Source organism: Arthrobacter sp. JDC6 (assembly GCF_056484025.1).
Genome location: NZ_CM151278.1, coordinates 2,473,265 through 2,496,105, shown reverse-complemented (window position 1 = coordinate 2,496,105; position 22,841 = coordinate 2,473,265). Strand labels below are relative to the sequence as shown.

The window sequence follows — 22,841 nt, the reverse complement described above, 5'->3', positions numbered from 1 at the left end:
TACAAATGGTCATCCGCGCAATTGAACACATCGGCATCACAGTTCCTGACCTCGAACAGGCCACGGACTTCTTCGTGGACGCATTCGGAGCCGAAAAGATCTACGACATGCTCGACGAACCTTTGGCGGGTCCCGCGGTCGAGGCTGGTCTGGGCATCCCGCAAGGCTCGAGGATCGAGGCCATCCGTATGCTTCGTCTCGGAGATGGACCCAACCTGGAGTTGTTCACGTACTCCGGGGCTGCCCAGCGGGAGCCCGTGGTGCCGAGCGACTACGGACTTCAGCACTTCTGCGTATACGTGGACGACATCGAGGAGGCTTCGACCCGGTTGGAAAAGGCCGGCGGGCAGCTGCTCAGCGCGCCTGGCGATCTTCCCGGGGGTGACGCAGGCGAGGGCAACCGGTACCTCTACGCGCGCACCCCGTGGGGCAGCACGGTCGAACTCGTGACCTATCCGTCTCCGCAGGCTTACGAGTCGCGCACCCCGCTTCGCAGGTGGCGCCCGGCCCAGTATGCCGACAACACGCACCAGGAGTAACTTACCGTCCGATAAGTCCTGAAGAGCTTCTGCAACACACAAACGGCCGAGCCTACTGGCTCGGCCGTTTGTGCTGTGTGAAGGGCATTTCCACCGGTCCTAAGGTTCGGACGCAGGTGCGGCACCGGAATTTACGCCCATGCGTCACCACGGACATACGTAAGAAACAAAGAAACTATGTACTTGTGGTCATTGAGTGCGGTACAAATGAGAAATAGCGACGCCGTATCCAGTATTTAGTTAATCTTTGGACGCATCCCAGGGATTCCCCACTCACCTCGCAAGGGAGATACCGTGCCTGTTGCAGCTATCGATCCACGTTCCACGGACATCACCCCCCTCATCTACCATCCAGTCCTTTGGACTGCGGCAGCAGGGGTCTTTGTCGTCATCATCCTTCAATCAGTCATCTATTTCCGGGCCATCCGGAAGGCGGCACCGGCCGTCGGGCTTACGCCTGCCCAAGTCAGCAGCTCTGTCCGTTCCGGTGCTGTTGCCGCGATCGGGCCGTCGCTTGCCGTCGCGCTGATTGCTGTTTCGCTTCTCCCGCTTTTCGGGACACCCGCAGTGCTCGCCCGAATCGGCCTGGTTGGTTCGGCGGCGTTCGACGTCGCCGCCGCAGGCATTTCCGCCGGCACGCAGGGGGCGCAGTTGGGCGGACCCACCTACACCCAGAAGATCTTCGCCCTGGCTTTCGCCGCCATGACCATCGGTGGCCTCGCCTGGATGCTTTCGGCCTTGATTCTCACTCCAATTTTAAGCAAGGGCGACGCGACGCTGCGCAAGGTGAATCCGGCCGTCATGGCTGTGGTGCCGACAGCGGCGCTACTTGGCGCGTTCTTCACGCTGGCCTTCACGGAAGTGGTCAAGTCGCCAACGCATCTGGTCACCATGATCGTGTCGGCGGCTTCGATGGGGGCATGCCTCCTGTTGGCCCGCAAGCTGCGCCGCCCTTGGCTGCGCGAATGGGGCCTGGGCCTCGCCATAGTCTCAGCGCTGGCGGCCGCTTACTTCATGACAGCAGCCTGAGAACCACACGAAAGGAGCCACTCCGATGTCAAAGACAACTTCCGCTGAACTTGCAGCTTTTGACCGCACCACCTCCATCTGGGGACCGATCACACTGGGCCTGGGTCTGCTCATTTCGCTGGCAGCCGCGCTGTACGCAGCTTTCGGCTCTGGCGCGGGCATCACAGGGATGGAGCTGGTCACCGCGGTCGTCGCCGTGTTGGCCACCTTCGGCGTCATAGCCATCATTGAACCCATTTCCTATTTCCCGATACTGGGCCGCTCGGCGATGTACCAGGCTTTCCTGATCGGAAACATCGCCAACAAGCTCCTCCCGGCAGCCATCGTGGCACAGGCCAACCTGGGCGAGAAACCGGGCACACGTCGGGCCGAACTCATTGCCGGAAGCGCCATTGTCGGTGCCGTGCTTATCCACATCACCACCCTGGTTCTCCTTGTGGGCGTCCTGGGAACCTGGCTGGTCGGCATGCTCCCCGCACCACTGATTGCCACCGCGCGTGGCTATATCCTCCCCGCGGTCTTCGGCGCCGTTGTCCTGCAAAGCGTGCTTGCCATGAAGAGCCGCCGTACGACCATCGTGGCCGTGGTGGTCGCTGCTGTCATTGTCTTCGTGGTGGTGCCCTTGGCCCCGGCGCTTACGTTCTACGCCACCGCGCTGGCCGTCATCATCACCATCGTCGTCTCGTGGTACGCACGGTCCAACAACCCGACACCCGGAAGCGACAACGCCCGGGAACCGGCCAACCCCGCCGCTCCCGTCTCCGAAACCACCCACTGAAAGAGAACTCTGAATGACTATCACCACGAGCGTGCGGCTAACCGCAGACGTCTATAAGCACCTGCACGCCCATCCGGAACTGTCGGGCCAGGAATTCGAAACTGCCGCCTACATCGAAACCCACTTGGCCGCCCTGGGGATCGACTCATTTCGCTGCGGAGCCACCGGGGTAGTGGCTGTCCTGAAGAATGGCGACGGTCCCGTCGTCGGCTTCAGGGCCGACACGGACGGCCTCCCTATTGCCGAGGAGACGGGCCTTAACTACTCCAGCGTGGCCACGGGTACGCAACGGGACGGTACCACCGTACCCGTGATGCACGGCTGCGGGCATGACACCCATGTTGCTGCAGCGCTCGCGCTTGCCGCCCTCCTGGTGGAGCGCAGGGAACTCTGGAGGGGGACGCTGGTTTTGATATTCCAGCCCGGCGAAGAAACCGCCTATGGCGCCCGGGCAATGATCAGCGATGGACTTTGGGACCGGGCGCCAAAACCCGAGGTGGTGCTGGCCCAACACGTACTGCCCGCGCTCAAAGGCAAGCTCCTCATTCGGAGCGGGCACATGGCTACCTTGGCAGATTCCTGGATGGTCAGGGTCCATGGCCGGCAGGCACACGGTTCGCAGCCGGAGAAGTCCATCGATCCGATCGTTGCCGCCTCAGCCATGGTGCTTCGGCTGCAGACCATCGTCTCGCGCGAACTGGCACCATCCACGCCGGCGGTCATCTCCGTAGGAACTTTCCACGCTGGGCTGAAGGAAAACATCATCCCGGCAACAGCTGAGTTTTCGATCAACGTCCGAACCCCGGACGAAGAAACCCGCGCAGCCGTACTGGCAGCAATCCGCCGGATTATTTCAGCCGAGGCGGCCGCCTCCGCTGCCCCGGAGCCCACCATCACCGAGATAAACACCTTTCCCCGTTGCTACAACCATCCTGAGGCCACCCGCCGCGTCATCGAACGTTTCACGACGGATTTCGGCGCGGACGTAGTGACTGACGCCCCGCTGGGGATGGCCTCCGAAGACGCGGGTTTGCTCAGCGACGCAATCGGTGTTCCGGGTGTCTACTGGGCTTTCGGTACCTTCGAACCGGAACTTTTCGACGGCGGCGCTTCACCGGCGGGTAACCACTCGCCGTTCTTCGCTCCCGAGGCGCGTTCCGCCGTCGTGGTGGGAACAGGTGCAGCACTTTCCGGAGTGTTAGCCTTTCTGGGCCGGAACTGAGAATCTGCGGGGCGACAGGAATCCCTGGCGCCCCGCGCCGAGGTGCCGTGCCCGGGCCACATCCAGGGGCCGAAGAATCAACGAAGGAACGGGACGTGGAGCAGTTGGACAGCCTTGATCGGCAGATCATGGCCGCACTAGTGCGCAACGGCCGCGCCCCTTGGCGGCTGATTGCCGAAGTCCTCGGTCAACAGGAACGGACCGTGGCCCGCCGCGGCAACAAGCTACTTGAATCCGGTGCGGTACGCATCAATGCGTTCGTTAACCCTGTAGCCGTAAGTTCCCGCACTGCCTTCCTGCTCCGCGTCCAAGCAACTCCCAGGGAACTACGCAACGTATGTTCATGGCTCGCCGACCAAGACGAGTCTTCGTGGGTTAGCGCCCTATCGGGGGCGAATGAGGCAGTGGCGGGCATGTTCCTCGCCCCCGATGGATTAGGAGAACTGCTCTACCAACGGCTCGCGGCGGTGGACGGGATCCAGTCGTTTAACCTGATGCCGCTGTTCGATTACTTCCGCACCCCGTCCGGCTGGATGCCGGATGTTCTCACCAAACAACAGTATGCGGCGCTCCACGCGGATGAGGATGGCCGCCTCGCCGGCAAGGCGAGCGGCCGGCCGCCGCTTGACGAGACCAGCCGGATGCTGGCCATGCTCCTGCACGGAAATGGTCGCGCAACCTTGGACGAACTGGCTTCTGAACTCTCTGTCTCCAAGGCGACGGTCAGCCGGCGCCTGGATTCCATGACCAGTACAGGAATTGTGTTCATCAGGGCCGTCGTGGACCTCGTAGCCTTCGGCTTCCCGGTAGAATCCCTGCTCACCGTTACGTGTTCAGGCTCATCGAGCAAAACGATGGGGGAGTACATCGCCGGCTTCCCTGTCACGCGGTGGGCCGCTGCCTCCGGTGACCAACTGGTTGCACAGGTAGCCGTAACCGCCCTCGAAGACCTTGGGCCGCTCCTGGCCGACCTGCAAAACCGCGACGGCGTGGTAGCCGCTCGGTCCTCCGTCTACGCGGAGGTATTCAAGCGCAGCACCCTGCGCTACTACGACGGCATGTTTCAGGAGCCGTCGCTGTAATCAGCGGGCGCCCGTTAAGCCGACGACTCGACTGGCCTCGTTCACTGTTGGCGGACAAGCCCCTCGGGAACATGAGGGTGGGCCCGGACAACGTACCGGCCCACCCCAATCCGAGTGATCAGGATGCCCATTCCGTAGTGCGCCGCCGCAGGCGACACAGATTGGATCGCTTTTTCCAAGGTCGGGTCCACTTCATCAGGCGTCGCCACATTGACTTCGAGCATTCCTGGCGCAGGTGGTGGTGATTGCGAAGCACCGACAATGATCTGACCCCCACGGCCTTCCTTCATCTCTACCTCCCCCGTCGGATGAATTAGTTAGACGCGGTTAGTTGCTCAATGTCATCGAGGCTGACTGGGAATCCGGGAAACTCCACAAGTGCCCTGAGCGGAAAGGCGAGTACGCTCGCCTTGCCGGTTTCGTCCTTGAGAAGATCTCCCATGCGGCCGCGGATGCCACCGCGGCTTTCGATGAGCCGGGCAAGACGCGGACCGGCATCGGTATCGCTGTCCCATTCTCCGAACGTTGACCAGACAGTCAGGGGACGGGGTACCGGGTTGGCCGGTATATCCAATGAGGCAGAAAGGCGGATATCACGGGAGGATGATCCGACCTCGACAGTGCAGGGACCGCCGTCGTAGACCCAGTGCTGCAGTTCGGTGCTGTAGTGTCCCAGCTGCTCGCGGGTCAGATCGAAGCTCAGGTGGACGGACTCTCCTGGTTGCAGGTTCACCTTTTGGAAGGTCCTGAGTTCCCGCACTGGAGTGGAAAGAGTGCCCTGGGAACCGCCCACGTATACCTGGACGACCTCGGCGCCGGGATACGTCCCAGTGTTGCTCACTGTCAGTGAAACAGTGAAGGCGAGAGGGGAATCCGCATCGAAAGCGGCCGTGTGCAGGTCGGAGTACTCGAAGGTTGTGTAGGAGAGACCATGCCCAAAAGGAAAGTCGACACTGATGTTGCGGGCGTCGTAGTACCTGTATCCCACGTAGATACCCTCGCCGTAGGAGACGTGTCCTTCCTCTCCCGGAAAATCAAGGAACGCCGGCGTGTCCTCAAGGCGGACAGGAACGGTCTCCGCCAGCTTTCCCGAAGGATTGACGTCACCCAAGAGGACGTCGACGACCGTTTCCCCATGAGCCTGCCCGGTGAGCCAGAACTCGATGATTGTCGACGCCTTGTGCCGCCATTCGGCCGTCGTTACCGCTGAACCGTTGCTGAGAACGACAACGATGCGGTCATTGACCGCGGCGAGACGGTCCAGGAGGGCAAGTTGGTTTGCGGGCAGCGAAATGTCGGCTCGGTCCCGGCCCTCGGATTCGAAGGCGGCTGGAAGACCGAGAAAGAGGACAACCGTTTCCGCTGTTGCCGCGGTGGCCACTGCTTCCTCGACCAGCCCGTCGTCGTCGACACCGTCCAACCTGTAGCCTGCGGAAAACAAAGGCTCCCGCCCGAACCGGTCCACCATCGCGTCGATCGTCGAGACGACCCGGACGGGGTTGACTGCCGAGCTTCCCGCCCCTTGATAGCGGGGTGTTCGGGCCAGCTCCCCGATGAGCACGACATGCTCCATCGATGCTGCGTCCAGCGGCAAGCCGGCTTGATCGTTCTTAAGCAGAACCGCAGACTCGGCTGCAGCCCGGCGGGTGAGCCGGTGGTGTGCATCCAGATCGGGCTGTTCGCCCTGATCGATCTTTTGCGTACGGTCCGCCAGCAGTTTCAGCCGTGTCAGGGCCCGGTCAAGTTCTGCATCGATCTTTCCGGATTTGGCGGCCTCAACAATGCGGGAGTCATCGGGCCTGCCGGGCATGCGGAGGTCAAGCCCGGCCTTCAGGGCCGCCACGGGGTCGTGCACCGCACCCCAGTCCGACACGACGACGCCGTCGTAGCGCCATTCTTCCCTTAGGACATCCGTCAGCAACCAGGAGTTCTCTGATGCGAAGACGCCGTTGATGCGGTTGTAGGAGGCCATGACACCCCAGGGATTGGCGTTACGCAGTGCCAGCTCGAAACCACGCAGGTAGATCTCCCTTAGTGCGCGTTGTGTCACGTCCGCGCTCACACGCAAACGGTCCGTTTCCTGGTTGTTGACTGCAAAGTGCTTTACGCAGGCCCCGACGCCCTGGTCCTGAATTCCTTTGATCATGGCGGCGGCCATCGTGCCCGTAAACATCGGGTCTTCTGAAAAGTACTCGAAGTTTCGCCCGCACAACGGGCTTCGTTTGATGTTCATGCCCGGCCCAAGAACCATGTCTACGCCCTTGGAGCGGGCCTCCCGGCCCAGGGCCGCGCCCACCGACTCAATAAGATCAGGATCCCAGGAAGATGCGAGCGTCACTGCGGGCGGGAAGCACGTCGATTTCTCGCTTCGGCCGATTCCGAGATGGTCTGGATTTTCGTCGTCCTGAACCCGGAGCCCATGCGGCCCATCGGCCAATCGGAGCTGGCGCAGGTCGGCTTCGGGCAGTCCGTTGGTCGTCCAGTAGTCGGCTCCGGTCGTTATGGCTGCGACCTGGGCGGGTGCAGGGGGCGTATCTGATGTGTGGGTCACTGAGATCTCCGGGCAGGTTGAGGGAGGCCCGCTCGGTGCAGGCCCGTGTTGGTTTATTGCATGCCGGCTGCCGCGAGCCGGCTGGGCGGCGCTAAACGCCAGTGATGCGCCCAGGAAGGGTTGTGTGCACCTGGCGGCAGATTCCGTCCTTACGTTTGAATGGGGACATCGCTGCTATGAGCGATTCGGTGCGCTTCGCTCACGATCCGCGCACTTGCATATTTATCGGTTCGGGACGGGTCGATGTCGAAACCTTGGACGTGCGGTGCCGTGCCGCTGGCGCCCGCCCAACCGGGGTTGCCCGTCCAGGCGAAACGCACGAAAGCACCATGCATGGCATCCGCGATTTCCTGCGGCGGGTTGGGGCCAGCCACCCGGCTGACATCAGGATCGCTCAGGACGTCAAAAACAAAGGGCACATCGAGGCAATGTTCCGATACGCCGCTCACCGCAGACTTCCAGGTAAAGTCGTAAGCCCACGTAGGGGAGCCGCCCCGAAGGGAGATCCACCGGGGGATGTGGCGACGGAACATCAGGTCGCTGACGTACCTGCCCACGACAGCCGCCGTAGTGTTCCCGGCAGTGCAAGCGGGGTAGGCGCCGGCGACGGCTTCGTCCGCACCCATGATTCTCAAGGCTTCCCGGGCAGACATTGCGCCGAATGTATCCGAATGTGCGGCAAGCAGACGACTGAATTCCTCTTGGGTGGCGCCGACCAGAAGGGGAACATCTTTCCCCCGGCCGGCGGCAAGGCCTTCCGCTACCGTCCCCTGCACCAACTGAGCATCGATCACGGGCCCGAGGCGAAGCATCCCTTCGACTTCCCCGAGTTGCCGCAGCCAGGCCACGGCATCCTGCGTGGGTACTGGTGCCCGCGACCAGTTTTGCGCTTGGATCAGTTCCTCTTCGGGCACGGAAGCGAAGGCACGGCTTTCGGCCTCAAGCCCCAGCCGTTCCGCGACATCGAACGTGTAATCTTTGGCGCCGTCAAGTGAAATGTCGACCGGAGTGCCCGATAAGGACGCCGCTTTGTGAAAGAGGCCTTGAGCGCGCGGGACGGTCAGCAGCGTCATTACAGCGCCACCCCCGGCTGATTGACCGCAGAGAGTGACGTTGCCCGGATCGCCCCCAAAGGCGGCGATATTCTCACGGACCCATTCAAGGGCCAGTATCCAGTCCAGTACTCCGCGGTTATTCGGGGCGTCGGGAAGCCAGCCGAAGCCATCGAAGCCCAGCCGGTAGGAAATCGTGACTGATACGACCCCGTCACGGGCGAAGGCTGCGCCGTCGTACCAAGGGCTTGCCGGCGATCCCGCGACGTAGCCGCCGCCGTGGATCCAGACCAACACCGGGTACGGGCCCTCCCCAACATCACGGGCAGGCTTGAACACGTTGACGTTGAGCGTTGAATTTCCAGGAATGGACGGTTCCGGAATGGTTGTAACCTCCGCCAGAGCCTTGCGCTGGGGCGTTGCGCCGAAGCGCGTCGCATCCAGTATGCCTTTCCATGGGGCTTTGGGGACAGGAGCCCGAAAGCGGTTCTTTCCATACGGGGGCTCTGCATAAGGGATCCCCAGGAACGCGATGGTGCCGTCCTGCCGCGTTGTTCCGCGCACCAGGCCAGCGGTTGTAGCGACGATCATGCCGTCTTTCCTTCGACCAGGTCCGCCTGTTCGGCGAGCAGTTTCCTGCGTGCTGTGCGCCGTTCCGCCTGTTTGTCCGGGTCGGGAACGGGCGCCGCGAGGAACAGGCGCTGCGTATAGGGGTGCTTGGGGCGGGCGGTGACTTGGTCTCCCTCACCGGTCTCAACTATTTCGCCCCGGTACATGACAGCCACGCGGTGACTGATGTGCCTTACTACCGCAAGGTCGTGGGAAATAAACAGGTAGGCGACGCCGGTGAGCTCCTGGATCTCGATGAACAGGTCCAGCACACGGGCCTGGGTGGAGAGGTCAAGCGCTGAGACCGGTTCGTCGCAAACAATGAGTTTGGGATCCAAAGCCAGGGCGCGTGCAATGGCAATCCGCTGGCGCTGGCCGCCGGAGAACTCGCGCGGCAGCCTTGACTGCGCATCTGCGGGCAGGCCAACCCGGCCCAATAGTTCCCGGACCCGACCTTTTGCGGCAGCGGCCTGGACCCCTGCCGCGGTTAAAGGTTCCGCCAGAATCTGCTCGATCGTCAAAGAGGGGTTGAGCGAGGAGTAGGGGTCCTGGAAAACGACCTGTATCTCGCTGCTCAGCTTGCGCCGGTCCCGTTTGTGCAGATTGCTGATATCGCGGCCACTGTAGCGTATGGAACCTTCCGTGACGGGGGCCAGGCCGAGTACGGCCCGGCCAAGGGTGGTCTTGCCGGAGCCGGATTCCCCAACCAGTCCTACCGTCTCGCCTGGTTTGATGTCGATCGAGACGCCGTTGAGGGCCCGGAAAGGCGCCGTCCTGAGACGTTTGGTCGGGTAGGCGACGACGAGGTCTTCAACCTCAAGGAGCGTATTTGTCATGATCGTCCTCCGATGGGAGAGGCGCCCAGAGGCGGCCGTGCCGGACCTTCGTCCAGAATTGCGCTGAGCAGTGACTGGGTGTACGGATGGCTGGGATGGTTGAGGATGGTGCGCACCGGTCCCTGCTCGACGAAGACTCCGTTTTGCATGACCGTGACGCGATCGCAGAGGTCCGCCACGACTCCGAAGTTGTGCGTGACAAGGAGCATGGCCATGCCGCGCTCTTTCTGGAGGTCACGCAGGAGGTCGAGGACCTCGGCTTGGACGGTGACGTCCAAAGCAGTTGTTGGCTCATCCGCAATGATGAGGTCGGGGTCAGTAGATACGGCTCCTGCGATGAGTACCCGCTGGGCCATTCCGCCAGATACTTCAAAAGGGTACGCGTCGAAGGTGCGCTTGGGGTTTGGAATGCCCACCCGGTCCAGCAGTGCCAGCGCCCTCTCCGTGGCTTCCTTCTTGCTCAGCCCCAGGTTGAGCCGGAGGGGTTGGACGAGCTGAAAACCGATCTTGAAGGATGGATCGAGGTTTGACATCGGTTCCTGCGGGATATAACCGATCCGGCGTCCGCGAATGTCCTTGTAGACCCGCTCCGATGCGCCCTGGAGGGAAGTACCCAGATGGTCGATGGTGCCGCCTGTTACGCGGCCGCCGGCGGGAAGCAGGCCCAGGACGGAAAAGGCTGTCTGCGTCTTGCCTGATCCCGACTCGCCGATGAGGCCGTGGATTTCGCCCTTGCGCACTTCAAGGCTGACGCCGCGAACTACTTCGAGTGTCGAGCCGTCCGGCTGGTCGTAGCCAACGCGCAGGTTGTGAACGGTCAGCAGGGGAGAAGAGGGCTTCGTTTCGGTGAACGGATCGTCGGGGTGGACGATCGTCTCGTGGTCTGAGCCGGATGGATCCGGTGCTGCAGTCCTGGAACGTCGCGCTGAGGATTTGCTTGAGCGGCGCCGGGTAATGACGGTCCGTTCCAGTTCATCCCGCATGGCATTGGCCAACAGAGTCAGGGCGATACAGGTAAGGGAAATTGCGAGTGACGGCCACAGCATGAGCGTGGGGGCTTTGTAGATGTTGGTAAATGCATCATTGAGCATCTGGCCCCACGTCGGCACTGAGGCGTCACCCAGCCCGAGGAATTCTAGACCGGACTGAATCGCGATAGCTATGCCTGCGATGATGGCGGACTGGATGATGATGGGAGCCCGGATGACAGACGGAATATGCCGGCTGATAATGCGGAAGTCGCTGAGCCCGGACACCCGGGCCGCATCGATGTAGAGCTCGTGCCGGATAGCTGTGACAGCTGCATAGACGAGGCGGAAGTAGGCAGGTGACAGCAGGATGCCGAAGACGACCATCGCCAGCCAAACCGAGGGCCCCAGCACTGCTCTGGCAGCCAGCAGAACCACCATGGCGGGCAACGCCATGACGAGCGAGGTGAGCCACGATGAGACGGCGTCGAACCATCCGCTGTAATAGCCTGCCAAAAGCCCGGCGATGACCCCAATCAGCAGTGCAGTAACCAGGGCGACGAGGGCTGATGCAATGCTTACCTGGGTTGCGGCCAGCAGCCGGGACAGAACATCGCGCCCGGCGCTGTCCGCGCCAAGCGGATGGGCTGGGCTGGCAGGAGACAGTACCAGGTCAAGTGCTGCCCTGTTTGGGTCTTGTGGAGCAACCCATGGCCCGATCACGGCGATGAGCCCCACAAAGGCCAAAAAGATAAGGGCTGCAAGTCCGACGGGACGGCGCCGCAGCCTCCGCAGCAACGAAGCGCGGATCTGCGGTGTCGGCAGTGCTTGGGGGAGGTTGATGATGGTCATGACAAACGGACCTTCGGGTTGAGTGCGGCCTGGGCCAGATCGATAACAAGGTTGACGATGACGACGATGATGGCCGCCGTGATGACCACTCCCATGACTACGGGAATGTCGCCCAGAGTCGTTGCCTGAACTGTCAGTTGGCCGATGCCCGGCAGTGCGAATACCTGCTCAATAACAACGGACCCACCGAGAAGCCCAACAAACTGCAGTGCGAGGACGGCGAGCGCGGGGCCGCCTGCGTTGCGGAGGACATGCTGGTAGATGACCCGGTTGATACCGATGCCCCGGGCGCGCAGGGTCCGGACGTAATCCCGGGACATTGCGTCGACCACTGCGCTTCGGATCTGCTGGGACACGCTGGCAATTGCCGCCAATGAGAGCGCGACAATCGGCAGAGTCACCGAGGCGAGCCAGCCGTTGGCCGACTTGGTCAAGGGAACAAATCCCGTCGCTTTGAACCAGTGCAGATTAATGGCGAATACCACGACCAGGAAGAGCGCAATGAGGAAGTTGGGAATGGCAAATCCAATGACTGAAACCAACTGCACGAGGCCGTCGATCCAACCACCGCGCCGTGCGGCCAGAACTCCCAGGAGAATGGAGACGATTGCGGACAGCACGATCGCCCCGATGACGAGCGAGACCGTAACAGACAACCGGTTGGAGACGCTTGCCGAAACCATCTCTCCGTTGAACCAGGACCGGCCAAGATTGCCTCCGATCGCTGAACTCAACCAGTCCCAGTACTGGACAACCAGTGGGCGGTCGATGCCGAGTTCCTGGACCTTCTTGGCCACGGTCTCCGCGGGTGCATTTTCACCCAGAATGCGTCGGGCAATGTCGCCACCGCCGAGATACAGCAGTGTGAACGCGACAATTGAAATCGTAAAAACCAGAATCACGCCGGAAATCACGCGGCGAATAATGAATCCAAGCATGTTATTTGTTCCTGAGAGTTGGAGTGCGTCCCCCTGCTGGCAGGGGGACGCAGTACCACTATTTCTTCGGTTCGAAGTCGTAGATGGCCGGGAAAACGTTGGATGGCAGCATTTTCACGGAAGTGGCTGAATCCGTGGCGAAGCTGTTGTTTGGGCGGTACCAGGGAGCAAACCAAGCCTGCTCCACGATGTACTTGTTCAGATCCTTGGCTGCCGTTTGCCGGGCACTTTCGTCGCCCACCTGGACCTGCTTTATCAACTCGTCCGCCTTGGGGTCCGCATATTTGAATGGGTTCCAGACGGCGCTGGGGGAGACCATGAATTGGATTAGCTGCCAGTCTGATTGCTGTTCCAGCCCGATCCATGCTGCAGGGTACTTCGGGGCGAGGATGTCTGAGACAAAGTTGCTGGCGGCGTCCGTGAACGCGACCTTGATCCCGACATCTGCGAGCTGCTGGCCAAGCAGAGTCCAGGTTGTTGCGCCGACGCTGGCTGTCGTGGGCATGTTCAGGGTGAACCCGTCCGGGTATCCGGCCTCGGCCAGTAGCTGCTTCGCCTTCTGGGGGGCAAAAGCGTAGCGGTTGTCCAGGTCAGCGTCGAAGGCTGCGGAGCGCTTCGGGAATACTTGCTCGGTGACTGTCCCGTTATCGAACTGCAGAGCCTTGAGGAGTGCCTTGCGGTCGAACGCATAGTTGATGGCCTGCCTGACCCGCACGTCGCCGAGGGCTTTGTTCGAGGTGCCTGCCCGGTCAAGAAGCAGCATGCCGAACACATTCATCTCGTTCTGGTTTACAGTCCAACCTGCGCCCTTGACCTCCTCGAGGTTGTTGTTGTTGAGGAGGCGAACGCCGTTTACCTCTCCGGACTTGATGGCGTTAAGGGCAGCTGTTGCGTCTGCCATCACCTTGATGACCAGCTTGTCGTAGTGCTGGACGGCGGCATTCCAGTACTTCGGATTCTTCGTGTAGACGTAGCTGGTGCCAATGACTGTTTCCTTGGTATCCAGGATGTACGGCCCGGAACCGATGGGGTTCGTCGCCAGACTCTTGGGGTCCTTTGAAATGGCATCGCCGCTGGCGATGAGGCCCGGGTCGCGGGCAAGGTAGTTCAGCATGGCGGGGTCGGGTGCCGACAGGTGAAGCACAACAGTCGAGTCATCGGGGGATTCGATGCTCTGGACGGCCTTAAGGAAGGAGGCGTCCGGCGACGTTCCCTTCTGGAAACGCTCAAGGTTTGTTTTGACGACGGCGGAGGTCAGCTTGCTTCCGTCGCTGAACGTGACGTCTTTCCGCAGGTTCAGGGTCAGCGCCGTATTGTCCGCGTTGTAGGACCATTTCTCGGCGAGGAACGGCTCAATTTTTCCGTCTGTCGTAGCGCGCAGGAGGGTGTCGTAAGCCGCCTGGTAATACGGCGAGATGACGGCCCAACCAGAGCCGGCGGCGTCGAGGGTCGTAGGGGCCAATGTGTTGGCCAGTGTCAGCGTGCCTCCGGAGTTGCTGCTTGATTCCGAGCCCGGGCTGGAGCACCCGGTCAACGCGAGGGCGGCAATGGCCAGGGCCGCCGAGGCGGTCTTCCATCGGAACATCAGTGGTCCTTCATTAGTGGGTGATACCCCTGTGGATCACCGCGTGGATTGATGATACACACGAAAACTTACAGCTGTATATATTTTCAAGTAAGATTTCTGGAAACGCTTCGTTGCTTAGGAGTCGTACGCTTGATGCTCGCGGCGCCGGATGGGACGGCAACTGTGGCTGTGGCAACGGCCTTCAAGTTGTGGGGCCGTCCGAATGATGGGATGTTGGTGCAATGTTGGACACAACCGCCAAAAAGGGCGGCACGCGTGGGCCTTACGCAAAAAGTGAATGGCGGCGTGCCCAAATCCTGCAGGCAGCTTTCGATGCCTTCGCGACCGTGGGCTACCGAAATGCAAGCATGCTGCAGATGGCCGCCGATTGCGGGGTGAGCCGCACAGCCCTCCTGCACTACTTCCCTACGAAGGAAGCCCTGCTGGAAGCCGTACTCGAAGAACGAGACCGTAAGGATAACGAGCTCTTCTTCGCAGATGCGCCGGAGGAAAGCTCTGATGGTATTGAGTACTTCAGCCGGCTCATCAGAGTCATAGAGCACAACGCAAGAAACCCTGGCATCGTGAGTCTGTTCGCCGTCTTGTCCACTGAGGCTTCCGATGCAGGGCACCCGGCTCACGACTATTTTGTGGCGCGCTATGAGAGGGCTCTCAAGCGAACTAAAGCCGCGCTCGGAAATCTGGCCAGCCGCTCGCTCATACGGCCGCACGTTGAGTTGGAAGGCTTGGAAACGGATATCATCGCGCTCGTCGACGGACTCCAGGTCCAATGGCTTCTGATGCCCACCCAGTTGGACATGGCCGCGCGCCTCAGGGCGAGACTCCGAGAGCTGACTTCGGCGGAGATACCGTAAGGAGTTTAACTGCCGCTTCCCATTTCAGGTGGGCGGTCCTGGGGGAAAACATTCTCGTTGGCCGGAACCTGCGTGCCGTGGGAGCGGGTGCTCCTGCGCGTTGGAGAACCAGGCAGCTCACTGCAAGTCAAAGGGCAGCGCCTTGTAGGCAGTTTCTTTGTTCATGTTCCAGCCGGCGACGATGCCGGAGCCGATCATGTGGTCGCTGAGCCGGGCGAGGCGGTAGGCCGGGTCGGTGTCGAGGGCGAGTTGGAGGAATTGGTGTGCTTTGCTGCCTCGTCCTTCCCACCAGTTGATGTAGCCGATGGCGGTGAGGACGGGTGCTGCGTGTTGGGGACTGGTGCGTGTGTAGGCGTGCAGGAGGAGTTGTTGTGCCCATTCGATGCGGGACCAGTGCGGTGGTTCTTGAGTTTGGGCGAACAGGATCTGCTGCATTGGTTCGTCGAGGCCGGGGATGTCTGCGATGAGCCGATCGCGGATGGCTGGGAATTGGAGGTTTGCGATGAGTGCGTGGCAGTCGTCGTCGGTCGGAAAAGTTGCGGAGTCGAGCATGGTGGCCCAGAGTTTCCGGCCTTCCTGAAGAGCGGTGCCAGTAGGTTGGGAAGCGATTGATTTCATGTGGTTTTCGACGGCGGCTGCTTTGGCTGCTTCCTGGCTCGTGGTTGGGACGGTGATCCGGTCCGTGGGTTCGATGAAGCTGCCGCGATAGATGAATTCGGCGTTGATCGCACTGGTCTGGGTGGCGCTGACGGGCAGGGCGAGTCTGGTGCCTGGTTCGTCATAGGGGGAGAAGGTTTCGTCTCCGACGAAGAGGCCGTCGCGGATGGTGATGCCCTGTTCGGCGAGGACCCCCGTGAGCGCGGCAATGGTGCCGGCATGCGGTTTGGCCTGACCGGGCTGAGCGGCTTCGCTGGTGTAGACGGCGAAGAGGATGGATGTGGCGGTGCTGTCGCTGGTGAGGTAATGGGCGACAGTGCGTGCGTAAGGGAGTTCCTGGCCGGTTTGACGGGGGAGGTCGATGCGCAGGGTCGCTCCGATGCTGTTGTCGTTCATGGTGATGCAGACCAGGCTCTCCTGGGGCCAGAAACCCAGGGTGTGCCCGATGAAGCTGAGGACATCTGATGGTGTTTTGATCGTGAGCTTTTCCATGACCCCGTTTTTCCCTTCACCCTTTTGTATTGCCGTGATTTTCTGCGGTTGTTGGTTCTGGGCGTCGTTCTGATAGGGGACCAGCCGCTGGACCAAGGGGCTGGAGTGCAACTTGGGGGACCGGCATCGGGTCCGAAAACTTCATCCGAGAACTGCATCCACGATGCGGGAGAGAAGTTTTCGGGTCCGGGGTCGGCGCGGTAGCGCCCTGGTTGCGCGGAGGACCCGCCCAGCGACCATGGGCCTATCAGAATGACGAGCAGCGGTGGAACGTTTTTCCTCTCCATCGAAGTCAACAAGGCAAACGGCATGACTTCTGGCGGGCACTAGGAGTAAGGAGCTCTAGCTGCAGTGGGGGGCAGCTGCACGACTGCTCAAGGGAATCTTGGCATTTTCCAGGGCCGACACGGATCCGGTTGCGCGATCCCGATTCTCTAAACTTCTCAGTATCACTGGCCCCCGTCCAGAAGGGGCGAACAGCACTATATAGAGGAGTCCTTCATGGCCCCGCCAGTTTACGCTTTTGGTGATGTTGTGCCCGTTGTGCACTCCACGGCATATGTCCACCCGACCGCGAGTCTCATCGGAGACGTCATTGTTGGCCCCAGATGTTATGTCGGCCCACACGCCTCATTACGGGGAGATCTAGGGCGTTTCGTTATGAAAGAAGGGGCCAATCTACAAGACGGGTGTATCGTCCATACGTTTCCAGGGCGGCTAACGGAGCTAGGCATGAACGGGCACGTGGGACATGGCGCCGTCCTGCACGGCTGCCACGTGGGCGATGATGTCCTCATCGGTATTGGCGCTATTGTCCTTGATGGCGCGGTCATCGGCAGACAAGCGTTTGTGGGCGCTGGATCCTTGGTTACCTCGAACACAGAGATCCCAGCTCGGCATCTCGCCCATGGCAGTCCCGCACGTGTGGTTCGTGAACTGACTCAGGCCGAGTTGGCCTGGAAGGTTGATGGAACCGCGACGTACCACTGGCTCACGCATGTTTCAGCCGATCAGCTCACCGAAACAGAGCCGCTACGCGAGGAGGAGCCCACGCGTCCGGCCCTGTTGCGACCCCCGGGTAGTGCAAAGACGCTGCATGAAACGAGGGCAAGTACTGAGTCCGGTCCTGCACCGACTACGAAGAGCCGATAAACGCAAACCCACTGCCAGTAGCACTTGCGGCGCCGAACCCGTGCTATGGCCGAGCACCCCTAGCTAGAGGCGAGCGGTCTCGACGTCGGGAATTTCCCTGACCCTGCCGATTCGGTACTCACCGCCGCCCGGGAGCACCATGTCCAGCTCACGGCGCAGGAGCAGGCGGTGGCCGAACTCGTGACCGGAGGTTCGACCAGCAAGGAGGCGGCCCGCACCCTTTTTCTCGCCGAGAAGACGGTGCCGTACCACCTCACGCGGCTCTACGGGAAGATGGGCATCCGGTCCCGCAGCGAGCTCGCGGCCGCGTTCCGGGCCAGGGACTGACCCGGAACGGCTGGCTTGTTCCTACTTAATGTCGGAGGGGTGCTTGGCCAGCGGCACCACCGAGATCTCCATGTACGGGAACAGTGGAAGGTTCTGCAGGATGTCGTGGAGTTCGTCGTTGGAATCCACGTCGAAGATCGAGTAATTGGCGTATTCACCCACCACGCGCCAGATTTCCGGCCATTTCCCCGAGCGCTGCAGCTCCTGCGAGTAGGCCTTCTCCTTGGCCTTGATCCCGGCCGCCTCGGATTCGGGCAGGTCTGCGGGCAGTTGGACGTCCATATGGATCAAGTACTTCACTGATGTTCCTTTCGTGGAAGGGTTGGCTTAGCGGTCGCTGCGGTAGCGTTCGAGCTTTTCCGCGTTGACCCCGGTGCCCGCGCCGGGGCCTTCGGGGACGCGGATGCGCCCTTCGATGATCTGCAGGGGCTCGGCCAGCAGGTCGTCCGCCATGTCCAGGTAGTTGGACAGTTCCGCGGCGCGCTTGGCGGTGTGGGCGAATGCGGCGCCGAACACCACCGAGGCCACCGTGCCCACCTGGGTGTCGATCTGGTTTCCGATGTACACATCGATGCCCATGCCTTCGGCCATCCCCACGATCTTGGCCGCCTCGGTAAATCCTGAGCGGGCCGTCTTGACCGCCAGCAGGTTGGCCCCGCCGTTGAGGATTTCCCGGGCGGCCTCGCCAAGGTTGGGGGCGGATTCGTCCGCGGCGATGGGGATGGGGGAGTTGGCAGCGAGCCGACGCCGGCCCAGGACTTCGCGGGCGTCGTCCGGCTCCTCGAGGAACTGCAGTCCCAGGTCCGCGGTGCGGCGCAGCACCTCCGCGGCCTCATTCGCGGACCAGCCCCGGTTGGCGTCCATGTACAGCTCGGCGTCGCCGCCGAGGCCCTCGCGCAGCACGCGGGCGGCTTCGATGTCCAGGTGGAGCGGGCGCCGGCCGGTCTTGAGCTTGAACGTGTTGATGCCGTAGGTCCCGCGGAACTCCAGTGCCAGGTCGAGCAGTTCCTGGGCGGGCTTGAAGCCGAGCATGTGGGAGACGCGCAGCGAGTCCGTGTAGCCGCCCAGCAGCTTGGTCACGGGCTGCCCCAGAGTCTTGCCGATGACGTCCCACAGGGCGATATCCACAGCGCCCTTGGCGGTCTGGTTGTGGATGGTGCGGTACAGGATCTCCTGGACCTTCTCCCGGTCAAAGATGTCGACGCCGATCAGTTGCGGAGCGAATACGTCCTGCACCACCGCGACGATGGACTTTTGCGTCTCACCATAGGTGTACGGGCGCGGAGGTGTGTCCGCGAGGCCCTCCACGCCGTCGTCCGTGCGGAGGCGGACCAGTACGTGGTCAGCCTCGTGGACGGATCCGGAGGCGAAGTGCAGCGGGTGGCGGTACGGGATCGAGTATGGAATCGCCTCGATGGCTGCGATTTTCATGACAGGGGGAGCCTTTCATCAGTGGGAAGCGGGGCGGGCGCGGGGGCCGGGCCGGGCAGCGGTTGCGCGGCCATAGCTGCATCGACGACGTGCAGGAAGTTCTGCAGCAGGGTGGAGTGGTTTCCGCGCAACCAGGCGACAGCGAGTTCCACGGACGGGACGTTTTCGATCTCCCGGTAAGCGACGCCGTCGAGCTGGAAAGCCCGGACCCGGGACGGCATGACCGCCACGCCACTGCCGGCGGCAACGAATGCGAGCATCGTGGAGGTCTCGCCAACGACTTGGGTGATGCGCGGTTGAAAGCCGGCCTGGCGGCACAGGTCGGAGGTGATGCGGTAGAGCACGGACTCGGGTGCATAGGCGATGAAGTTCTGATCCTGCAGTTCATGCATCGCCACGGACCGATCTTCCGCCAGCGCGCTGAATGATGGAACCGCGACGACGAGCGGCTCCTGGGCGACGACGCGGTAGTCGATCTCCTGGGATGAGACGGGGGGACGCAGCAATGCTGCGTCCAGAGTTCCGTCTCGGAGGCCGGCTTCCATGGAGGGGGTGAGCATCTCGCCGTTCAATGCCAGGGACAGGCCGGGAAGGAGCTGCTTGGCAAGGCGTGCGATCTGGGGCATGACGCCGTACGTTGCAGACCCGGAAAATCCCACCCGAAGGACACCGGTGGCACCCTTGCCCACCTGGTACACGTCCGCCTCCAGCGTCCCGATGTCGTTGACGATCTGCCGCCCCCGGTCAAGGAGCAGCTGCCCGGCGGCCGTGAGGTCCACCCGGCGGGTGGTGCGGTTGAGCAGCTGCACGCCAAGCTGCTCTTCGAGCTGGCGGATCTGCTGGGAGAGGGGCGGCTGCGCCATATGGAGGCGCTTTGCCGCCCTGCCGAAGTGCCGCTCTTCCGCAACAGCGATGAAGTAATTCAACTGACGGATGTCCACTGCGCTGCCCTCCCGTACGCCATGCCACCGGGCAGGCTCGACATCATTGAGTCACAGGATAGCCCTAAAAGGGCTTACTAATGCATTTCTATGACTCAATGACGCGAGCGGGTTGCCCGTTCGCCACGGCAGGTTCTGTGCCGCCAGGTCGGATTCAGTGCGGCGGCCAGCGATCTCCTCGATCTTCTGCTCGGCCTGCTCCAGCTTGCCCTGACGTGGGACCAGGACTGTGACCAGTGCGCCAAGGAGGGCAACGCCGCCGTAAAGGTAGAAGGCGGTGGACCCTCCGATACCGGCCGCCGCGAGCCAGCCGCCGATGATGGGGCCGAGGACGCCGCCCAGCCGGCCCACGCTGGCGCCCCAAGCTACGCCGGCCGCGCGGGCGTTGGTGTTGAAGTAGTTGGACTGGAACCCATAGATCAACACTTGGGTGCCCAGCGTTCCAACGCCGGCCACCGCAATGAACGCGAAAAGCATCGGCAGGGGGAGACCGAAGGTCATGAGGATCAACGAGACGGTAGCAAGCACGAAGGTTGTGGCGATGACCCGCTGCGGGCCGCTCTTGTCTGCCAGGCGGGATGCAACCAGGCCGCCCGCCACCGCACCGAGGTTCAGCGCCAGCGGGAAAAACAGGGAGTAGGTCCGTCCGTAGCCGTAGCCCTCCATGATTTCGGGGAGCCAGGTGTTGAGGCCGTAGGTGAGGAGGAGGCCGCAGAAAGACATGAGCCCCAGCAGGACCGAAGCCAGCGCGAACTGACTGGAGGAGACCGCGGCGAACCCGGACTTCTGCGGGGCTGCTCCGGTGTCGAGGATGACGCGCTCTTCAAGCAGCGGCACACCGGTAAGCTTCGCGGTGGCCAGTGCCTCCGCTTCCCGGCCGCGGGACAGCAGCCATCGGGGCGACTCGGGGAGTTTGCGCATGGCGATGGGGAGCAGGATGACCAAGGGCAGGGCCCCGATGACGAAAAGGCCCCGCCAGCCGAGGCTGTCGTAGAACAGGATTCCCATGATGGAGGCAACTACGCTGCATGCCGGGACGCCGGAGTAAACGACGGCGTTGTAGAACTGCCGGCGTCCGGCGGGGGCAAATTCGGCCATGGTGGCGCCGGCGCTGGCGATGACTATACCCAGGCCAAGGCCCGTCACGAACCGCGTGGCACCGAAGGTCGGGACGGTGATGGTCAGTGCGGTGGGGAACATGCCCACTGAGAACCAGGCGATGCCCTGGAGCATCAGCCGGCGGCGTCCGAAGAAGTCGCCCACTGCGCCGCAGGCTCTTATCAATCGCGACAATCCCGGTATGGAAGAACGGTGCATGAACAGTGGTTCCTGGGCGGTCCCGCACTTAGGCTGGCGGTATGATCAATCCCGCACGCCTGCACTCGGACCGGTCCCGTTTGGGCAGGGAAACGGAGATGTTCCTTGCCACCGCCGCGTCCCTTTCGGGCGATGAAATGGCGGCCCCGTCATTGTGTGAAGGATGGTCAAGGGCGCACGTGATCGCCCACGTCGCCGCTAGCGGACGGGCGCTGGTCCAGCTCATCGACTGGGCCGCTGACGGAGAGGATCGACGGCTGTACGCCTCGGCTGAAGCCCGCGAAGATGCCATCTCCGCCCTGGCAGCGATGCCAAGGATGAGTTGCTGGGGGAGTTGCGGGCCTCCGCCCAACACTTCGCCGAGCATGCGGAGCGGCTGACCGGCACGCTCGTTGCTCCGGAAGTCCAGGTTGACGGCAGGCCACTTCAGGCAACGTCGATCGGGGCGCTCCGGATCGCGCAGGTGGTGTTGCACCACCATGACCTGGACACCGCTTGGACCATTGAGGAAGCCGACCCGGCCTCCCTGCTGGACGCCATCGAGGCCGTCGTGCGTTCGCTGGGCGCCAAGAATGTGCCGGGCATGACCCTGGTCACCGAGGAACGCGACCAGTGGATGATCGGTAACGGCGCACTGCGCGTTGAGTCCGATCGCGAGGGCCTGCTCCAGTGGCTTGCGCGCGGCGACGCTGCACACGTCGAGGCGGACGGCCCGCTGCCGGCACTGCCGCGCTGGTGAGTCGAGCAAACTATTTCTAGGGTCGAGGATCCCTTATCCTGGGCGTCCTAGAATGGCGCCAAAGCATGACCCCATCGCTGATCGGAAGGATCATCATCATGAGCCATGAGAACGTAACGCCCGCAGCCACCACCGCGGCCCGCACCCTGTTCCGTGCCGCACTCGGGGGTGTGCTCGTCGCGCACGGATCGCAGAAACTCTTCGGGTGGTTTGGTGGCGGCGGTATCGAGGAGACCAGCAAAGGCATGGATGCTATGGGCTTCAGACCGGCCAAGACCAGCGCCATGCTTGCTGGCCTCGGGGAAGCAGGCGCCGGACTGGCCCTAGCCCTGGGCCTCGCCACACCGGCAGCCGGTGCGGCCGCAGCAACTACCATGGGAGTCGCAGCCAGCGTGCACGCACCGAACGGCTTCTTTGCCATGGACGGCGGCCTGGAATATCCGGCAGTTCTCGGGCTCGCGGCTACTTCTTTCGCGATCGGCGGCCCCGGGAGGGTGTCATTGGATGCCTTGACCGGACACATCCTGGACAGGCCATGGATGCGGGCAGTCGCCGTCACAACCATCCCGGTGGCGATCGGCATCCAGGTCTACCGCCGCCGGAAGGCGCTTGCTGCAGACCATGCGGCTGAATCAAGCACGACTTCGGTCCAAGACGGATGACCTGCGCCAGCCTGACCGAGGCCGCGTGCCCGGACCACGTCCCGATAACCACCATGGCATGGGCGTTGCCTGCAAACTGGCCGCTACCGTTCGAGTGCCATTGAAATGAACCAAAGGAAGTGTGGACAATGTCCACACTTCTCGTATCGGAGTGCCTCGTACCGCCCTCGGACTGCATCGAATTCCGCATGATTCCGAGGCTTCTCAGCGTTTGCCAGGGCAGGA

The 22,841-nt window shown here is 62.3% G+C and carries 22 protein-coding genes; 11 read left to right on the top strand and 11 right to left on the bottom strand.

All coding sequences use genetic code 11. The annotated features are described in order from the left end of the window. Positions 1-5: 5 nt before the first annotated feature. The 5 genes from ACV095_RS11615 to ACV095_RS11595 all read left to right on the top strand — a co-directional run bounded on the left by ACV095_RS11615 (position 6) and on the right by ACV095_RS11595 (position 4,650). On the top strand, positions 6-539 hold the full coding sequence (locus tag ACV095_RS11615; protein WP_478221900.1) for a VOC family protein: 534 nt from the start codon (positions 6-8) through the stop codon (positions 537-539). 294 nt (positions 540-833) lie between these two features. Continuing rightward, positions 834-1,568: a DUF5058 family protein gene (locus tag ACV095_RS11610; RefSeq protein ID WP_478221899.1), complete on the top strand. Its 735-nt coding sequence runs from the start codon at positions 834-836 to the stop codon at positions 1,566-1,568. A 25-nt stretch (positions 1,569-1,593) separates the two neighbouring features. Next, complete coding sequence (locus ACV095_RS11605) at positions 1,594-2,346, top strand: hypothetical protein (RefSeq protein ID WP_478221898.1); 753 nt, start codon at positions 1,594-1,596, stop codon at positions 2,344-2,346. 13 nt (positions 2,347-2,359) lie between these two features. Beyond that, positions 2,360-3,568, top strand: coding sequence for an amidohydrolase (locus ACV095_RS11600; protein WP_478221897.1), 1,209 nt, complete (start codon positions 2,360-2,362; stop codon positions 3,566-3,568). A gap of 95 nt (positions 3,569-3,663) precedes the next feature. Continuing rightward, a complete protein-coding gene (locus ACV095_RS11595; RefSeq protein WP_478221896.1) occupies positions 3,664-4,650 on the top strand; it encodes an Lrp/AsnC family transcriptional regulator in 987 nt (328 codons plus the stop codon). Between the two features lie 313 nt (positions 4,651-4,963). On the opposite strand, the gene ACV095_RS11590 is transcribed toward ACV095_RS11595, so the two are convergent. The 6 genes from ACV095_RS11590 to ACV095_RS11565 all read right to left on the bottom strand — a co-directional run bounded on the left by ACV095_RS11590 (position 4,964) and on the right by ACV095_RS11565 (position 14,041). Then, a complete protein-coding gene (locus ACV095_RS11590; RefSeq protein ID WP_478221895.1) occupies positions 4,964-7,201 on the bottom strand; it encodes a beta-glucosidase in 2,238 nt (745 codons plus the stop codon). A 149-nt stretch (positions 7,202-7,350) separates the two neighbouring features. After that, positions 7,351-8,844, bottom strand: coding sequence for a carboxylesterase/lipase family protein (locus ACV095_RS11585; RefSeq protein WP_478221894.1), 1,494 nt, complete (start codon positions 8,842-8,844; stop codon positions 7,351-7,353). Next, positions 8,841-9,698, bottom strand: coding sequence for an ATP-binding cassette domain-containing protein (locus ACV095_RS11580; RefSeq protein ID WP_478221893.1), 858 nt, complete (start codon positions 9,696-9,698; stop codon positions 8,841-8,843). Before ACV095_RS11580 ends, ACV095_RS11585 begins: the two co-directional genes overlap by 4 nt. After that, entirely contained in the window at positions 9,695-11,518 is a 1,824-nt protein-coding gene (locus ACV095_RS11575) for a dipeptide/oligopeptide/nickel ABC transporter permease/ATP-binding protein (protein WP_478221892.1), read from the bottom strand. Before ACV095_RS11575 ends, ACV095_RS11580 begins: the two co-directional genes overlap by 4 nt. Continuing rightward, a complete protein-coding gene (locus ACV095_RS11570) occupies positions 11,515-12,456 on the bottom strand; it encodes an ABC transporter permease (RefSeq protein ID WP_478221891.1) in 942 nt (313 codons plus the stop codon). The genes ACV095_RS11575 and ACV095_RS11570 overlap by 4 nt, the downstream gene beginning before the upstream one ends. A 58-nt stretch (positions 12,457-12,514) precedes the next feature. Then, entirely contained in the window at positions 12,515-14,041 is a 1,527-nt protein-coding gene (locus ACV095_RS11565) for an ABC transporter substrate-binding protein (protein ID WP_478221890.1), read from the bottom strand. Positions 14,042-14,265: 224 nt separating this feature from the next. On the opposite strand from ACV095_RS11565, the gene ACV095_RS11560 reads away from it, so the two are divergent. Further along, positions 14,266-14,898 carry a TetR/AcrR family transcriptional regulator gene (locus ACV095_RS11560; protein WP_457949832.1) on the top strand — a complete coding sequence of 211 codons (633 nt, stop codon included), beginning with the start codon at positions 14,266-14,268 and terminating at the stop codon, positions 14,896-14,898. A 117-nt stretch (positions 14,899-15,015) separates the two neighbouring features. On the opposite strand, the gene ACV095_RS11555 is transcribed toward ACV095_RS11560, so the two are convergent. Beyond that, positions 15,016-16,047, bottom strand: a complete 1,032-nt coding sequence (locus ACV095_RS11555) for a DUF4192 domain-containing protein (RefSeq protein WP_478221889.1) — start codon at positions 16,045-16,047, stop codon at positions 15,016-15,018. Positions 16,048-16,842: 795 nt separating this feature from the next. On the opposite strand from ACV095_RS11555, the gene ACV095_RS11550 reads away from it, so the two are divergent. Both ACV095_RS11550 and ACV095_RS11545 read left to right on the top strand, forming a co-directional pair. After that, positions 16,843-17,199 (top strand): gamma carbonic anhydrase family protein, encoded by a 357-nt coding sequence (locus ACV095_RS11550; RefSeq protein ID WP_478223449.1) that lies wholly within the window; start codon positions 16,843-16,845, stop codon positions 17,197-17,199. A gap of 168 nt (positions 17,200-17,367) precedes the next feature. Beyond that, the gene (locus tag ACV095_RS11545; protein WP_478221888.1) at positions 17,368-17,526 is read left to right on the top strand and encodes a LuxR C-terminal-related transcriptional regulator; all 159 of its coding nucleotides are present in this window, start codon (positions 17,368-17,370) and stop codon (positions 17,524-17,526) included. 21 nt (positions 17,527-17,547) lie between these two features. Here ACV095_RS11545 and catC read toward each other — a convergent pair whose 3' ends face one another. From catC to ACV095_RS11525, 4 genes are read right to left on the bottom strand one after another with little or no spacing between them, the layout of a single operon-like run. After that, entirely contained in the window at positions 17,548-17,826 is a 279-nt protein-coding gene (catC, locus tag ACV095_RS11540) for a muconolactone Delta-isomerase (RefSeq protein ID WP_478221887.1), read from the bottom strand. 27 nt (positions 17,827-17,853) lie between these two features. After that, on the bottom strand, positions 17,854-18,957 hold the full coding sequence (locus tag ACV095_RS11535) for a mandelate racemase/muconate lactonizing enzyme family protein (RefSeq protein WP_478221886.1): 1,104 nt from the start codon (positions 18,955-18,957) through the stop codon (positions 17,854-17,856). Beyond that, complete coding sequence (locus ACV095_RS11530; protein WP_478221885.1) at positions 18,954-19,898, bottom strand: LysR substrate-binding domain-containing protein; 945 nt, start codon at positions 19,896-19,898, stop codon at positions 18,954-18,956. Before ACV095_RS11530 ends, ACV095_RS11535 begins: the two co-directional genes overlap by 4 nt. A 51-nt stretch (positions 19,899-19,949) precedes the next feature. Continuing rightward, positions 19,950-21,161, bottom strand: a complete 1,212-nt coding sequence (locus ACV095_RS11525; RefSeq protein WP_478221884.1) for an MFS transporter — start codon at positions 21,159-21,161, stop codon at positions 19,950-19,952. Between the two features lie 95 nt (positions 21,162-21,256). Here ACV095_RS11525 and ACV095_RS11520 point away from each other — a divergent pair, with 95 nt between their 5' ends. The 3 genes from ACV095_RS11520 to ACV095_RS11510 all read left to right on the top strand — a co-directional run bounded on the left by ACV095_RS11520 (position 21,257) and on the right by ACV095_RS11510 (position 22,616). Continuing rightward, positions 21,257-21,595 carry a maleylpyruvate isomerase N-terminal domain-containing protein gene (locus tag ACV095_RS11520; protein WP_478221883.1) on the top strand — a complete coding sequence of 113 codons (339 nt, stop codon included), beginning with the start codon at positions 21,257-21,259 and terminating at the stop codon, positions 21,593-21,595. Then, positions 21,538-21,954 (top strand): DinB family protein, encoded by a 417-nt coding sequence (locus tag ACV095_RS11515; protein ID WP_478221882.1) that lies wholly within the window; start codon positions 21,538-21,540, stop codon positions 21,952-21,954. Before ACV095_RS11520 ends, ACV095_RS11515 begins: the two co-directional genes overlap by 58 nt. Before the next feature lie 98 nt (positions 21,955-22,052). After that, the gene (locus ACV095_RS11510) at positions 22,053-22,616 is read left to right on the top strand and encodes a DoxX family protein (protein WP_478221881.1); all 564 of its coding nucleotides are present in this window, start codon (positions 22,053-22,055) and stop codon (positions 22,614-22,616) included. Positions 22,617-22,841 lie beyond the last annotated feature (225 nt).

What these genes read in the sequence shown, in the direction of transcription:
- ACV095_RS11565 (WP_478221890.1), bottom strand. Translation starts at nt 14,041, where the DNA reads ATGTTCCGATGGAAGACCGCCTCGGCGGCCCTGGCCATTGCCGCCCTC.
- ACV095_RS11510 (WP_478221881.1), top strand. Translation starts at nt 22,053, where the DNA reads ATGAGCCATGAGAACGTAACGCCCGCAGCCACCACCGCGGCCCGCACC.
- ACV095_RS11580 (WP_478221893.1), bottom strand. Translation starts at nt 9,698, where the DNA reads ATGACAAATACGCTCCTTGAGGTTGAAGACCTCGTCGTCGCCTACCCG.
- ACV095_RS11615 (WP_478221900.1), top strand. Translation starts at nt 6, where the DNA reads ATGGTCATCCGCGCAATTGAACACATCGGCATCACAGTTCCTGACCTC.
- ACV095_RS11585 (WP_478221894.1), bottom strand. Translation starts at nt 8,844, where the DNA reads ATGATCGTCGCTACAACCGCTGGCCTGGTGCGCGGAACAACGCGGCAG.
- ACV095_RS11560 (WP_457949832.1), top strand. Translation starts at nt 14,266, where the DNA reads ATGTTGGACACAACCGCCAAAAAGGGCGGCACGCGTGGGCCTTACGCA.
- ACV095_RS11600 (WP_478221897.1), top strand. Translation starts at nt 2,360, where the DNA reads ATGACTATCACCACGAGCGTGCGGCTAACCGCAGACGTCTATAAGCAC.
- ACV095_RS11605 (WP_478221898.1), top strand. Translation starts at nt 1,594, where the DNA reads ATGTCAAAGACAACTTCCGCTGAACTTGCAGCTTTTGACCGCACCACC.
- ACV095_RS11575 (WP_478221892.1), bottom strand. Translation starts at nt 11,518, where the DNA reads ATGACCATCATCAACCTCCCCCAAGCACTGCCGACACCGCAGATCCGC.
- ACV095_RS11570 (WP_478221891.1), bottom strand. Translation starts at nt 12,456, where the DNA reads ATGCTTGGATTCATTATTCGCCGCGTGATTTCCGGCGTGATTCTGGTT.
- ACV095_RS11535 (WP_478221886.1), bottom strand. Translation starts at nt 18,957, where the DNA reads ATGAAAATCGCAGCCATCGAGGCGATTCCATACTCGATCCCGTACCGC.
- ACV095_RS11520 (WP_478221883.1), top strand. Translation starts at nt 21,257, where the DNA reads ATGATCAATCCCGCACGCCTGCACTCGGACCGGTCCCGTTTGGGCAGG.
- ACV095_RS11555 (WP_478221889.1), bottom strand. Translation starts at nt 16,047, where the DNA reads ATGGAAAAGCTCACGATCAAAACACCATCAGATGTCCTCAGCTTCATC.